The organism is Actinacidiphila sp. bgisy167 (genome assembly GCF_057707665.1).
On sequence record NZ_JBYIQP010000123.1, the window covers coordinates 1 to 13,228 of the forward strand.

At 69.7% G+C, this 13,228-nt stretch carries 17 protein-coding genes; 7 read left to right on the plus strand and 10 right to left on the minus strand.

Annotation, left to right across the window (positions count from 1 at the left end; all coding sequences use genetic code 11):
• Window positions 1–139: 139 nt before the first annotated feature.
• From AC3ET4_RS28955 to AC3ET4_RS28990, 8 genes are all read right to left on the minus strand, one after another.
• Window positions 140–316 carry a hypothetical protein gene (locus AC3ET4_RS28955; protein WP_431954610.1) on the minus strand — a complete coding sequence of 59 codons (177 nt, stop codon included), beginning with the start codon at window positions 314–316 and terminating at the stop codon, window positions 140–142.
• Between the two features lie 74 nt (window positions 317–390).
• Window positions 391–2,199 (minus strand): ABC transporter ATP-binding protein, encoded by a 1,809-nt coding sequence (locus AC3ET4_RS28960; RefSeq protein WP_431954612.1) that lies wholly within the window; start codon window positions 2,197–2,199, stop codon window positions 391–393.
• Between the two features lie 48 nt (window positions 2,200–2,247).
• Window positions 2,248–2,553: a helix-turn-helix domain-containing protein gene (locus tag AC3ET4_RS28965; RefSeq protein ID WP_431954614.1), complete on the minus strand. Its 306-nt coding sequence runs from the start codon at window positions 2,551–2,553 to the stop codon at window positions 2,248–2,250.
• Between the two features lie 41 nt (window positions 2,554–2,594).
• Window positions 2,595–3,572, minus strand: coding sequence for a hypothetical protein (locus AC3ET4_RS28970; protein ID WP_431954616.1), 978 nt, complete (start codon window positions 3,570–3,572; stop codon window positions 2,595–2,597).
• Window positions 3,569–4,183: a flavoprotein gene (locus AC3ET4_RS28975; protein ID WP_431954618.1), complete on the minus strand. Its 615-nt coding sequence runs from the start codon at window positions 4,181–4,183 to the stop codon at window positions 3,569–3,571. The genes AC3ET4_RS28970 and AC3ET4_RS28975 overlap by 4 nt, the downstream gene beginning before the upstream one ends.
• Window positions 4,180–5,166 (minus strand): LLM class flavin-dependent oxidoreductase, encoded by a 987-nt coding sequence (locus AC3ET4_RS28980; protein WP_431954620.1) that lies wholly within the window; start codon window positions 5,164–5,166, stop codon window positions 4,180–4,182. Before AC3ET4_RS28980 ends, AC3ET4_RS28975 begins: the two co-directional genes overlap by 4 nt.
• A gap of 66 nt (window positions 5,167–5,232) precedes the next feature.
• The gene (locus tag AC3ET4_RS28985) at window positions 5,233–6,513 is read right to left on the minus strand and encodes a M16 family metallopeptidase (RefSeq protein ID WP_431954622.1); all 1,281 of its coding nucleotides are present in this window, start codon (window positions 6,511–6,513) and stop codon (window positions 5,233–5,235) included.
• Window positions 6,510–7,787: a M16 family metallopeptidase gene (locus tag AC3ET4_RS28990; RefSeq protein ID WP_431954624.1), complete on the minus strand. Its 1,278-nt coding sequence runs from the start codon at window positions 7,785–7,787 to the stop codon at window positions 6,510–6,512. Before AC3ET4_RS28990 ends, AC3ET4_RS28985 begins: the two co-directional genes overlap by 4 nt.
• Before the next feature lie 159 nt (window positions 7,788–7,946).
• Between AC3ET4_RS28990 and lxmK the strand changes: the two genes are divergently transcribed.
• The 6 genes from lxmK (at window position 7,947) to AC3ET4_RS29020 (ending at window position 12,133) form a co-directional block, all read left to right on the plus strand.
• The gene (lxmK, locus tag AC3ET4_RS28995) at window positions 7,947–9,065 is read left to right on the plus strand and encodes a class V lanthionine synthetase subunit LxmK (protein ID WP_431954626.1); all 1,119 of its coding nucleotides are present in this window, start codon (window positions 7,947–7,949) and stop codon (window positions 9,063–9,065) included.
• The gene (locus AC3ET4_RS29000) at window positions 9,065–10,024 is read left to right on the plus strand and encodes a T3SS effector HopA1 family protein (protein ID WP_431954628.1); all 960 of its coding nucleotides are present in this window, start codon (window positions 9,065–9,067) and stop codon (window positions 10,022–10,024) included. Before lxmK ends, AC3ET4_RS29000 begins: the two co-directional genes overlap by 1 nt.
• A gap of 28 nt (window positions 10,025–10,052) precedes the next feature.
• Window positions 10,053–11,348, plus strand: a complete 1,296-nt coding sequence (locus AC3ET4_RS29005; RefSeq protein WP_431954630.1) for an NAD(P)/FAD-dependent oxidoreductase — start codon at window positions 10,053–10,055, stop codon at window positions 11,346–11,348.
• A 203-nt stretch (window positions 11,349–11,551) separates the two neighbouring features.
• Window positions 11,552–11,707, plus strand: coding sequence for an LxmA leader domain family RiPP (locus AC3ET4_RS29010; protein ID WP_401522233.1), 156 nt, complete (start codon window positions 11,552–11,554; stop codon window positions 11,705–11,707).
• 55 nt (window positions 11,708–11,762) lie between these two features.
• Window positions 11,763–11,927 carry an LxmA leader domain family RiPP gene (locus AC3ET4_RS29015; RefSeq protein ID WP_431954632.1) on the plus strand — a complete coding sequence of 55 codons (165 nt, stop codon included), beginning with the start codon at window positions 11,763–11,765 and terminating at the stop codon, window positions 11,925–11,927.
• Between the two features lie 38 nt (window positions 11,928–11,965).
• Window positions 11,966–12,133: a hypothetical protein gene (locus AC3ET4_RS29020; RefSeq protein ID WP_431954634.1), complete on the plus strand. Its 168-nt coding sequence runs from the start codon at window positions 11,966–11,968 to the stop codon at window positions 12,131–12,133.
• 83 nt (window positions 12,134–12,216) lie between these two features.
• On the opposite strand, the gene AC3ET4_RS29025 is transcribed toward AC3ET4_RS29020, so the two are convergent.
• Both AC3ET4_RS29025 and AC3ET4_RS29030 read right to left on the minus strand, forming a co-directional pair.
• Window positions 12,217–12,528, minus strand: coding sequence for a transcriptional regulator (locus AC3ET4_RS29025; RefSeq protein ID WP_431954636.1), 312 nt, complete (start codon window positions 12,526–12,528; stop codon window positions 12,217–12,219).
• The gene (locus AC3ET4_RS29030; protein ID WP_431954638.1) at window positions 12,528–12,944 is read right to left on the minus strand and encodes a hypothetical protein; all 417 of its coding nucleotides are present in this window, start codon (window positions 12,942–12,944) and stop codon (window positions 12,528–12,530) included. The genes AC3ET4_RS29025 and AC3ET4_RS29030 overlap by 1 nt, the downstream gene beginning before the upstream one ends.
• Window positions 12,945–13,049: 105 nt before the next feature.
• On the opposite strand from AC3ET4_RS29030, the gene AC3ET4_RS29035 reads away from it, so the two are divergent.
• Window positions 13,050–13,228 (plus strand): ATP-binding cassette domain-containing protein (locus AC3ET4_RS29035; protein ID WP_431954640.1); only part of this gene is annotated, 179 nt, incomplete at its 3' end.

The window sequence follows — 13,228 nt, forward strand, 5'->3', positions numbered from 1 at the left end:
GTCTTTTTACAGTCCCAACCTGTCACCCAAAGCTGCAGCAGACCCCCGCCTGCTGCGGTTGCTCTCGCTTCCCTCAAGGGGAAGCTTCATCACATTGGTGCGGGGACCGCTGCCCAGCGGGCCCCGCACCAACGCGCTTTCACTTCGATGAGGGGCGTGTGAGCGTCGCGATCGTGCGCACCAGGAGTCGTATGTGGTGGCCGGTGTGAAGGTGGTTGGCAACGAGCGCGGCGCCGGCTCCCACGGCGGCGGCTGCTGCGCACGCCAGTACTTCGATGGCCAGTGAGTGCGAGGGTGAGAGTGTGCTCGGTGCCACGGCATCTCCTTCATGGCGGGGTTCGGACGGAGGGTGAAGACAGGGCGAGATGGCGCGCTGTCCTTTGTTTCTTCTCAGGCGGCTGCGGCCACGTCTTCACACACCGGAGCGTCGGGAGAGGTGGCGATGACCTGCGAGGTCACCAGGGCACGGTAGGCGTCGCAGCGGTCCATGAGCGTGTGGTGAGGGCCGGCGTCGACGACTTGGCCTTGGTCCATCACGACGACGTGTTCCGCGTGCTGGACGGTGGACAGCCGGTGGGCGACGACGATCACGCTGCGCTCTTGGGCCAGGTCGTCGACCACGGCTCGGAAGCGCTGTTCGTTGATGCCGTCGAGCTGGCTGGTGGGTTCGTCGAGCAGGACGATCTCGGCCTGAGAGAGCAAGGCTCGGGCCAGGGCCATGCGCTGGCGCTGCCCTCCGGAGAGGTTGATGGCGCGTCCCAGCATCGTGTCCAGGCCTTGTGGCAGGCGGGCGATGTCCTCGTGGAGGCCGACTGCTTCCAGGGCGTGCTGAATGTCCTCTTCGGCGATCGGGGTGGTGCGTCCCAGTTGCAGGTTCTCGCGGGCTGTCGCCTCCAGCAGGGTGAAGCTCTGGTCGACGTAGGAGATACGCGAGCGCAGGGCCTCCAGTGGCCATTGGTCGATGTCGTGTCCGAGGACGGTGACGTGGCCGCTGTCCGGTGTGTCGAAGCGGTCGATCAGCGAAAGTGCTGTGGTCTTTCCGGCTCCCGAGGCGCCGACGATTGCGGTCAGGCCGCGCTGTTTCGTCGTGAAGGAGGTACCGCGCAGTGCGGGACTCGTCGCGCCCGGGTGGGTGTAGGTGACCTCGTGCAGGGCGATGGCGTCGCTGCCGGGGACGGCGTCCGGTTCGGGCAGGTTCTTCGTGGCTTCCGCTTCCTGAGGCAGCGCCAGGAGTTCGTTGCAGCGGTTACGTGCGGCCAGGCCCGCCTGGATGCGGCCGAAGCCCTGGGTCAGGGCTGTGGCCGGGGGGATGGCCTGGAGGATGTAGAGGATGAAGGCAGCGAAGTCGGCGATGCTGAGGTCGCCGGCGGCCATGCGTGAGCCGCCGGTGAGGATTACCGCGATCATGGCGAACTGGTTGCCCAGGGCGGTCACCGGCGGGATCGCGGTCTGCAGCTTGGCGCCCTCCACGGAGACGGCCCGCAGTTCGTCGGCGTCGTGTGACAGGCCGCGCAGGGCCAGGCGCTCGGCGCGGTAGGCCTTGATGGTCGTCAGCGACTCCAAGCTTGCCGTGAAGCGCTGCGCGATGCGGCCGATGGCGTTCTGCTGGCCGGTGACGTTGTCCTTGACCCGGCTGATGATCATGGTGAGGACGATGGTGACGATGGCCAGCGAGGCGACGGTCACCAGGGTGAGGACCCAGTCGATCCAGGCCATCACGCCGAGGGTGAACACGACGGTCAGGGCCGAGAGGGGCATCTGCGCGCCGACGTCGACGACCTGTCGCATGAGGAGGGCGTCGGAGGTGATACGGGTGGTGAGGTTGCCGACGCCCTCGGCGCGCATTCGCGCCATGGGAAGGCGCAGGGCGTGGTCCATGACGCGGGTGCGGATGCGGTAGATCATCTGCTCGCCAGTGCGGGCGAGGAGGAAGCCGGAGGCGGCCTGTGTGGCGGCTCCGACCACTGCCGCGACGCACATCCAGGTGATGGGGGTGGTCAAGGACTGGTCGGTGGCGAAGCGGGTGATGATGTCCTTGACCAGCAGGGGTACTGACAGACCGGCGGCGGTGGCGACCAGCGCCAGCAGGACGGCGGCCGCCAAGGGGCCAGGCTGCGCCAGCAGTTCGCGCCGCAGCTGGAGGGTGGCCGAGGGCGCGGCCGGAGACGGGGAGGCTTCGGATGGTTTTCTGCGGGACATGGTTCTCCCTGAGAGTGTGGTGGCCAGCCGCGGGCGGGCGAGAGATGGTCAGCGGGCGTTGAACATGCGGCGCGTGGAGGTGGCGCGCAGGGCGAGGTGGGCCTCGCCCAGGGCGGTTTTGAGGCCCTTGATCTCCCCGAGGAGCTCCCGCTCACGGCGTGTGGCGGTCGATTGCTGGGCGGGGGGCTGGAGCCCTACGTGGCCGGCCTCTATGAACTGGCGGCGCCAGACAGATATGGACTGTGCGGACACGCCGGCGTGGAGGGCGGCCTGCGACAAGGTGATGCGTCCTGCGAGCAGGTCCAGGACGATGCGCGCTTTCTCCTCGGCCGGCAGCACAGGTACTCGTGGCATGACTGTCCCCTCTGCGGGTGGTCGGTGCGGTGTCGGGCGGTTTAGTAGGTGCTGGTGAGCGCGGCGTGTCCGTCGTTCTCGAGGAGCTCGGCCAGCATGGGTATGTAGCCGTGGAGCTGGTCGTTCCAGCCATGGAAGGCGGCGACGGCCAGGGCGTGGGTGGCGATGCGGACGATGCAGCCTGCGGCGAGGGTGGCGTCGTCGAAGTTATCGCCGTAGGCGTTGAGGAGGGCCGTGCGCAGGCGGTCGGGCAGGGGCCAGTCGAGGCCAGCGTGACGGGCCGCGGCGGTGTACTCGATCAGCTCGCCCAGCAGGCAGGACAGGTCCGTCTCGCGGTGGCCTGCGGCAATCTCGCTGCCGGTGAGCAGGTGGGCGGCGGGCGGTTGGGGGGCGGTGTCCGGCTGCAGGTGGGGCGGGTCGGGTACGACGAGGCTGCCCAGGGAGCACCATCCGTGCAGCAGGACGGTGCTGTGCGGGTCCGGGCGGGTGCGCATGTGCTCGGTGTAGTCCTGCAGGGTGGTCCAGCGTGCGGTGCCCAGTTGGGTGCGCAGCCGGTAGTGGAAGGCGGCGGCGGCGCGCGGTCCGCGGCCGCTGGTGAGGTAGTGGTGCAGGCGTTCATGGCTGCGCGGGGGGCCGAGGTCGTCGCCGGTGCCGGCCGAGGTGTCGTGCAGTGTGCGCAGTCGGCTGCCCAGATTGGTGATCAGGCAGGTGAGGCGGTCGTCGCTGTCGTTTTCGGCGGGCACCATCAGGGCGGCGAAGCTGTAACGGCCGTGCACCTGCCAGGTGTGTTGGGTGGGGGTGGCGTGCAGGGGCGCGGCGAAGCGCAGGGTCGGCGTGTCAAGCGCGGTCAGCCGGGCGAGGGCGCTTGCGGGGATCGGTGGGTAGGTTTCGGGGTTATCGCGGCCCGGGCTGCGCTGCCACAGCAGCCGTCGGTCGGGGGTCTGCAGGACGCGGGTGATCTGGTAGCCGGTCCCGGACTCGTTGATGACGTTGCTGTCGGCCAGGAGGGGGAGGGTCATGCGGCAGCCTCCTGCTGCCAGGAGCGCAAGTCTTCCAGGGCGGCCACGGCGTGGGGCAGGAGGGCGGCGGTGCCCAGGCCCTCTTCGCCGGTGGACATGCTGACACCGCTGATGGGCGGGAGGACGCTGACGTTGTCGCGTTCGGCCAGGGCGATGACGTGTTGCTGGTAGGTGGGGTTGAGGTGGCCGCCGGGCGGCAGGGCCGGGCACACCACGAGCGGGGCCTGGGTGCACTGCAGTGCCAGCAGTGTGGGGGTGTCCGCCAGGCCCAGGGCGAGGCGGGCGGTGAAGTGGAGGGTCGCCGGGTGGACGAGGATCGCGTCGGGCCAGGCGGCCAGCTCGACGTGCAGGGCGCTGTGCGGCTCGTCCGGCCAGACGTCGATCATGGGCGGTTGGCCGCCGTTGGCGGCGGCGACGGCGGTCACTCCGGCGAAGCGCCGGGCTGATCGGGTCATGACGCAGCGGATGTCCAGCTGGGGGTAGCTGTTGTGCAGCCACCGCAGCCACATGGGCACGAACATGGTCTGGACGCCGCCGGTGGCCACGTACAGCAGACGCGTGGCGTTCAGGGCGGGGGGCGTGTCGGGGACGAAGGGCTGGGCGGAGGTCATCGCTTCTGCTCCCGTTCCTCGACTGCGCTGAGGATGGCCGAGAGGTCGTTCAGTGCGGCGCCGGCGCCTTCGGCCAGGTGGACGCCGCCGACGTTGACGATGACCTCGTCGACGCCGGCGGCGTGGAAGTCGGCGAGCCGGTCGGCGATCTGCTGTGGGGTGCCGTGCACCAGGACGTTGTGCTCCACCAGCAGGCGGGCGCCCTTGTCGGGGTCGGCGGCGTCGGCCGGTACGCCCGCCTGCTGCAGCATGTCGGTGTAGTGGGGCGCGGAGAGGTGGGTGCCGGCGGCGCGTTGGGCGATGTGGACAAGGTCGCGGCCCGGGCGTTGGACGGCGCACTGCACGACCGCGGCGAGTTTGGGCAGCGGGCGGGAGGCATCGGCGCGTGCGTGGCCGGCGCGCAGGGCCGGGGCGATGCGGTCGGCGATCCAGGACGCGGGGGTGAGCCAGGTGATGGCCCAGTCGGCGATCTCGCCTGCCAGGCGGGCCATAGATTCGCGCAGCACGCCCAGGCCCACTTCGACGGGCGGGGTCTCCAGGCCGGGCAGGTTGATGCCGCTGGTGGCCCAAGGGCCCTCGCTCGCCTCGGCGACGCCGTTGTTGGCAAGGGTGCGCAGCATGGTGGCGTATTGGCGAGTGGTGCGCACGGGATTGTTGTAGGGCGAGCCCAGCAGGCGCTCTTGCAGGACTGCGGCGCCCGGCCCGATGCCGGCGACGAACGGCCGCTGGGAGAGGGCTGCGGCGGAGCGGGCGTTGAGTGCGGCGGTGAGCGGATGGCGCATGGGCATGACGGAGACGGCCGTGCCGTAGGCCAGGTCCAGTCCCAGTGTGCTCAGGGCGGCGAAGAGGTGATGGGTCTCCATGGTGAGGGTCTGGCCGCACCACAGGCGGTTGCTCGAGGTTTGTTCGGCCAGGCGGGCGTAGGAGACGACGCTGCCCAGTTCGGTGGGCATGGCTGCGTAGATGACGCTGGTGGTTGGCATGGTGTGAGTCCTTCTGGCCGACCGTGTGCGCGCTGGGGGCGCGTTGTCGGGCGGTCTGGCAAGGGGTCAGGTCAGGGCGGCGGCGTGGGGGTCGGCGGACAGGTCGCCGCAGAGAAGGCCGTGCATGCGGGACGGGTGCCAGAGGCGGGCGATGTCGGTTACGTCGGCCCGGGACAGGGCGGCGATCGCCTGTGGGACTTCGGTGACGCCTGCCGGGCCGAGGCCCGAGGTGAGGTAGGACATCAGGCAGGCGGCGCGGGTGGTCTGTTCGCCCAAACCGAGGGTGTACTTGCCGACGGTGTGGCGTACTGCCGTCTGCAGTTCCTGGTCGGTGGGGCCGTCCTGGGCGAACGTGGTCAGGATCTGCTGCAGCCTGTGCCAGGCGGTGAACGCGTGGGGCGGGGCCACGTCGGCTTCGATGACGATGACGTCGCTGTCCAGGTGGTCGGTCAAAGTCGCGGACGTGCGGTAGGCCAGGCCGTGGCGTTCTCTGAGGTCGGTGTTGATGCGGGAGGAGAAGTTTCCGCCCAGGAGCAGGGAGGCCACCTGGGCGGCCGCGAACCGGGGCAGGTCGCCTCGCGTGGTGCAGGGGGCGGCGAGGCGCAGGTGTGTCTGGGCCCAGCCGGGGCGGTGCTGCAGGTGCGGGCCGCGGTCGTGCGTCGGCGCCTGGGCGCTTGCCCGGTGCTCTTCGGTGTTCGAAAGCGGGTCGGGCCAGCAGGCCAGCACGTCTTCCAGGCGGGTGGCCAGTTGTGGGGAGGCGAGGTCGCCGACGACGACGAGGTGCGCGCGCTGCGGGCGCAGGTCCTTGTGGGCGCGGCGGACGTTGGCGGCGGTGACGCTCCGGATGTGGGTGGCATCGGCGACGGGATCCGCGTAGGGCGGGAGGTGGCCGTAGTAGTTCTGCCACAGTCGGCGAGTGGAGTCGACGGCCGGGACGGACGCCACCAGGGCGGCCTGCTGTGCGGCCTTGGTGCGGGCCTGGTGGATGGCGTCGTCGGTGGCGTCGAAGGCCAGCACGCCGGCCAGGGCGTCTGTCAGCGGGCCCGTGTGCGAGCCGGCGCAGGTGAGGGAGACCATGAGCCACTGCTGGCGGCGGGTGACGGCGACCTGCCCGCCCACGGTCTCGAAGGCGGTGCAGGCGGGCAGGGCGGGCAGGGTCGCCGCCAGCACGTCCCAGACGGCCGTGTCCGCAGCGGTACGCAGTGGGACCTCGAGGGCCAGGTGGGCCTGGAGCAGGGGGACGGTGGGCAGCGGGGACAGAACCAGGTTCGCGCCGTTGCCGCAGGGATGGTCGACGATGTCGATGGGCGGCAGCATCAGGTCGATCGGGGGTGCTAGGGACGTCATGCCGCTGCCTCCTCAGGGCGCGGGGCGGGCAGCAGGTCGACCACGGCGCTGCCGTCTTCTTGGGCCAGGTGGGATGCGGTCCGGCGCACGGTGTCGGTGTCCACGGCCGTGATGGCCTGCGCCAGGTCTTCGATGATCAGTGGGCGGGAGAAGAGCAGCTGGCCGCGGGCGAGCGCGCGGGTGCGGTAGGCCAGGGAGTCCAGGGACTGGTAGAGCGTGCGCTGCACGGCGTGGGTGGCCTGCTGCACGGTGGCAGCCGGAAGGTCTGCGGCCAGGGTGCGCAGCTCGTCACGGATCAGGTCGACGGCGGTGGCCGACGGCAGTTCGTCGGGGCGGTGAACCACGATGACGAAGGTGTCGGGATCGGTGGCCATGAGGGGGCCGAAGAACCCGACGCTTGAATCCACTCGGGCCGCGTGGGCAGCCAGGCGTTGCGTCAGCCGGCCGGTGGTGCCGCCGGTGAGGATCTGGGAGAGGACCAGATGGGCGGCGTAGTCGCGCAGGTCATCGGTCACCGGTGGCATGCGGTGTCCCAGGGCAAGGGCGGGGCGGGGGGCCAGGGCGTCCCGGCGGGTGGTGTGCTGTGGTTTGCGGATCGGCTCCTGCAGCGGGGCGGGGCGAGGCGCCGGGCGGGCCGGCAGGTCGGTGAAGTGCCGGGTGGCGGCGTCGAGCAGGCCGGTGGCGACGGTGTCGGCGCACAGGGCCACGACCGCGTTGCCCGGGCCGTAGTGGGCGGTGTAGAAGGCCTGGCAGTCCTCGACGGTGCCGGCATCGAGATCGGCGAGTTCTCCGTAGCCGTTGTGCGCATTGGCCCACAGCTCGTACAGGGCCTGGGGCAGGACGGTCCAGGGGAAGCCGCCGTAGGGCTTGCCGTCGACCTGCAGCGCGATCTCCTGCTTGACGACGTCGCGCTGGGTGTCGAGGTTGCGCTGGTCGACGCGCAGGTGCGCCATGCGGTCGGCCTCCATGGCCAGCACCTGGTCCAGCTGGTGGGCGGGCACCACTTGGTAGTAGTCGGTGTGGTCGGGGAACGTGTGCCCGTTGACCGTCCCTCCCCATTCCTGAATGCGCGCGAAATGCTCACCGCGCGCGACGTTGAGCGAGCCCTGGAACATCATGTGCTCGAACAGATGGGCAAAACCGCTTCGCGACAGCGGCTCGCTGCGAAATCCCACCCGGTAATGCACTGATATTCCGACACCGGAAACACCCGGTGTTCGCTGTGCCACGACCCTTAGACCGTTCGGCAGTTGACGAGTCCTCACTTCGGCCATGGCACCGGATTCAAGAAGAGTCGAACCGGTGTGGCAACCTTTTGTTGCGCCCCACACACAGTCTTGAAGCCACGGAGCAGGGTTTTCAAACCTGAGCGTCAACTAACGGGGAAAGTTGAGCGTTGCGGCCGCTTCGGGGGCGTCCTTATGGTCCATGGCATGGCGAAAAGCATCGGCATTCGAGAACGGGCCCCCCGTTTCCAGCCGGTCGACCTCGCAGGCGTGCCGCATGTGAACGCGCTGCTGAGCCGGCTGAATCTGGGAACCTTCGACCCGCACACGGTCACCAGTCCCCGCGGCCGCAATGACAACTGGGCCGGCACCACCGAAAACGGGGCTCACGTCTTCGTCAAGCAGTTCGGCACCGCGACCGACACGACCCGCTCCGCCCGCATGCACCGCACCCAACTGGTGTGGGAGGCCGGCCGTGACCGCCTGGCCACCCCCGAGGTGCTGGGCTGCGATGTGGACAACGGCCTGGTCGCCTTCGCCTATCTCGAGGACGCCGAGAACGGCGCCGAGCTGCTGGCCGACGACGCCTTCGACGAGACACTCGCCGAGCAGGCCGGCGCCCTCGTGGCGCGGCTGCACGGGCTCGATCCCACCGGCTTCGACACCGACGAGCACCCGCTGCCGCCGCTGGGCCTGCTGGCCGCGCTGCCGCTGCAGCGCTACGCCAACGCCTCGTTCGCCGAGCTGGAGATGTGGCGGCTCCTGCACGCCGACACAGCCCTGATCGAGGCGCTGCACACACTGCGTGCGGCCGACAGGGCAGGCACGGCGGCCGCCCGGTGCCCGGTCCACGGGGACCTGCGCGTCGACCAGTTCCTGCGGGCCGGCGACCGGCTGTTCTTGACCGACTTCGAGGAGACGCGCCTGGGCGACCCGGCCCGGGACGTGGGCGCCTTTGCCGGGGAGTGGCTCTACCAGGCAGCCACCCGCATCCCCGGCGCGCTCGCCGAGGCCTCCCCCGTCGGCCACACCGTCACCCACGAGGAGATCGTGTCCACCGGCGCGGTGGAGGTCGAACGCTGCGCCCCGCTGGTGCGCGCCTTCTACCGTGCCTACCTCGCCGCCGCGCCGGAAGCGGTGCGCGCGGACACGGCTTTGGCCTCTCGCGCGGCCGCCTATGCCGGATGGCACATGCTCGACCGCATGCTCGCCGCGGCGCAGTCCTCCGCACGTCTGTCGCCCATCAACAAGGCTGCGGCGGGCATCGGACGCACGGTCCTGCTGTCCCCGGCCGAGTTCACCACGACTCTTGGTTTGGAGGCCTGATGCCCACCACGTTGAATCTGGCTGCGCGCGTTGCCGGCCTGCTGGATGAGGTGAAGGTCTTCGATGGCGGGCACCGGGCCGAGACCGGCGGGGAGGTCTACGAGAGCAGCAGCCCGCAGGCGCTTATCTCCCAGCTGGCCTCGGTGCTGTACCAGACCCTGCACACCGGGCGCAGCACGCCTCTGGAGGCCACCCCCCGCACGTGGCGGGACGCGGCCTTCGACGCACGGCTGAGCCAGGTGCTGGAGGGCCGCACGCTCACCCGTGAGGCGACGGTGGTGGGCAGCGGCGCGGAACACACAACAGTGATCTTGGACGGGCTGCGGGTCTCCGTCCCCTCGTCGTCCCTGTGCGAGGGCGGGCAGACGACTGCTCAGGTTCTCGTCCCGGCAGCGCGCCCGGGTCTGTCCCCCGGCTTCTTCCTCGCCGGCTCCCAGGCTCCCACCGGCACCGGTCCTTCGCTGCGGCTGTATGCCCACCTGACCGACCCAGAGGCCGCCGTGCCGGTGTGGCGCGAGACGGTCGGCTTCCTGGACCGGGCCAGAACGCCGTGGCGGGCGAAGATCTCCTCCTCTCCGCTGCTGTACCCGCGCACCGACGCACTCGTCATCTATCTGCCGCGCCCGGGCTGGAAGAGGGCCCGGGCCTGCGCCGAGCATCTGCAGTCCACCGGGCTCCTTGCCTCTGGCACCTCTCCGTTCGCTCGTCCGCTGACCGAGTCGGTGGCGTGTGCCTTCGAGCCCAACGACCAGCGCCCGGCACGCCGCGGCATGAGCTTTGGCCAGCACCGCACGCACGTACTGGCCGAGGCGCTGGTGCGGCACGCCACGCTTCCGCCCGGGTCGACCGAGTCGCTTGAGGAGTGCCTGGTGGCGGCGTTCATCGACGCCGACATCGATCCGGCCGAACCCGCCCGCAACCTGTCCTCGCCGCTCGTGGACGTCCTGCCCACCTTCTGACCCCGCCTCTCGACGAAAGGCACTGCTCATGTCCGAGGCATCCCAGTTCGACGTCATCGTCATCGGCGGCGGCCCCGCCGGTGCCACCCTGGCTGGCCTGCTGGCCAAGCGCGGCCGCAACGTGCTGGTCCTGGAGCGGGAGTCCTTCCCGCGCTACCACATCGGCGAGTCCATGGTCACCGGGATGATCCCGGTCATGGAGGAGCTTGGTCTGGTGGACGAGCTCGAGGCCCGCTTCCAGCGCAAGACCGGCATCAACCTGGTGTGGGGCGCCGACCCGCAGCCCTGGCGCACCGACTTCAGCGCCACAGGCGGCCTGTACGACCACTCCTGGCACGTCAAGCGTGACGAGTTCGACCAGCTGCTGCTGGATAACGCCCGCAAGCTCGGGGCCACGGTCCTGGAGCAGGCGCACGTCAGCGACGTCGTCCAGGACGAGCAGGGCACGGTGACCGGCGTCGTCTACAAGCACGAGGGCATGACGCATCGCGCCAGCGCGGCCTACACGGTCGACGCCTCGGGCCAGAACCGCACCATGACGCGCAAGCTCACCGAGGTGACCTTCCAGGAGGACCTGCGCAATGTGGCGGTGTGGACCTACTTCCAGCGGTTCACGCCGCTGGAGGCGCCTGACGACATTCTGGTGGAGGCCATCGAGGGCGGCGGCTGGATGTGGGGCATCCCGCTGTCGGAGACCGAGCTGAGCCTGGGCTACGTTCTGCCGGCCAGCCAGCTCGCCGATGCCACCGCCCAGGGGCGCTCGCGCACCGAGGTCTTCCTGGAGGGCTTGGCGGCCAGCCGTATAGCCAAGACGATGGTCGATCCTGCCGATGCCGGCGAGATGCGCACCGCCCGCGACTGGTCGCACGTCAGCGCGCGCTTCTTCGGGCCGGGCTGGGTGGCGGTGGGGGACGCGGCGTGCTTCATCGACCCGCTGTTCTCCTCCGGCGTGTGGCTGGGGACCTCGGGCGCCTGGCTGGCCGCCCGGGCGCTGGACGCGGTCCTGGACGATGCGAGCCTCGGGGAGCAGGCGCTGGGCCGGTTCAACGACGTCTACCAGCAGCTGTACCGCGACATCCTGGCCTATGTGCGGTACTTCATGGACCCTACGCGGCTGCGGGAGGAGTACATGGAGCGGGCCCAGGCCATCGGGCGCACCTACATCGAGAACTCCCGGGTGGGCTTCATCAGCCTGATCTCCGGCATCAAGTCGCTGCCCGAGCTCGTGAGCTTCGACCCCATGGGCATGGAGGGGATCCAGGAGGTCATGCAGGAGCGCGCCGAGCGGGTCGCGGCGGCCAAGGCCGCCCGGGAGGCCGGCTGAGTTCCGGCATCAACTAACCGGCGAAAGTTTCTCTTGAACGGCGAACTCCGAAGGTAGAGCGGATTTTCGGTCAAGCACCGTGGAAACGGCTCTCGACCGGCTGATCGCCACAGTGGTGAACTCTTCTCGTCAGCAACCGCAGGCCGAAAGAAAAGCGGCCAGGCTGCTGGCACCAAGGAGAACAAAACACACTGGGAGTTGAAATGAACGAGAAGCTCATCGCTGGCTACGCCGCCTACACCACCGCGGACGAGTACGGCACCGCCGCCACCGGCGAGGCCCCCGCGTCCGCGGAGACCGTGGGCATCTCCATCGCCTCGGTGGCCCTCTCCATCATGTCGGTTGTCGACAAGTGCTGATCGCCTGGATTAGTCCTGCTTGACCAACTGACATTCGCTGGAAAGGGTTCCGAAAATGAACGAGAAGCTCATCGCTGGCTACGCCGCCTACACCACCGCGGACGAGTACGGCACCGCCGCCACCGGCGAGGCCCCTGCCTCGGTCGAGTCCGTCAGCTGGGCCGTGTCCGGCGCGGTTGTGGGAGCGAGCATCTCGCTGACCGTGCAGAACGGCTGCTGATCTGGCTTCAGCAGCCATGCGTGAAGGATGTGCCGATCGTGAAAGAGAAACTTCTCTCCGGGTACATGCACTACCTCGGCGCCGATGAACTCACCGAGTTCGTTGCCCCGTCCGAGGAAGCGGTATGGGCTCGCGTGGCGACCGCGCCGGCAAGTCGTGACAGTGGACTTGCGGTGAGCATCCTGCCTGTATCGGTCATCTCCTGATGGCCACCCGTGGTGCGGCCCCCCGGCGCAATTGCCGGGCGGCCGCGCCGCAGCCGTGTTTGCCCACCCGCCGGTGCAGTCGTTCAGGCGCGGTGGTCGTTGCCATGCCGTGCTGCGGTGACGGCGATGTTCTGCAGTTCGGCCAGGTGGCCGGCCAGGGCGGCGCGTCCATTGTCGGTCAGGGTCAGCCAGGTGCGGGGGGTCTTGCCGACGTGGCCCTTGCGGACTTCCACATAACCCGCGCTCTCCAGGGCGGCCGCGTGTTTGGACAGGGTCGGGGCGGTCAGTTCGCAGTACTCCTGTACGGCCCGGAACTCCGCCTCGTCGCACCCGGAGAGGAACGCGGCGATCCTCAGCCGGGTCGACGAACGGAAGGCCTCATCGAGGCCGTCCATTACCTGCGCACCTTCTTCGCCAGCGACACCCAGACGATGGCGCCGACGACGGCGCCCATGGCGAGGAAGGCCCAGCGGGTCTGCGGAGTGGCGTTCATGGCGCCGATGACGTATGCGGCGCCGGCGATGACCAGGGTGGACTGGGTACGGGCGGCCGGTCCGCGCACGCCGACCACGCCGCGGCGGGCGCGGATGCGGTTGAGCAGGACGCGCGCGCCGAGGGCCAGGCCGACGCCGACCAGGACGCCGGCCACACGCACCCAGGCGCTCTCGGCGCCGATGCCGGCCACGGCCACTCCGGCGCCGATCATCAGCGCACAGACCGGAGGCGCCCAGGCGGGCAGGGCAGGTGTGACCGAGGCCTCGTAGGAGGTGCGGGCGGCGGCCAGGTTCTTCTGTGCTTCCTCAGCGTCCATGTTTCCATCCTGGCATGCAGTTTCCATTTCGGCAAGTACTTCCGACGAGGAAAGGCCGGCGCCTCGTCGGCCGACCTTCAAGCCCCATCAGCAGGAGAAGTCCCCGTGACAGCACTCAAAATCGACAACCTCACCAAGCACTACGGCTCCCACATCGCCCTGGACGCCCTGTCCTTCCAGGTCGACGGAGGCGACATCTTCGGCTTCGTCGGCAGCAACGGCGCCGGCAAGACCACCACGATGCGCATCATCGTCGGGCTTCTGGCCGCCGACAGCGGGGTGGT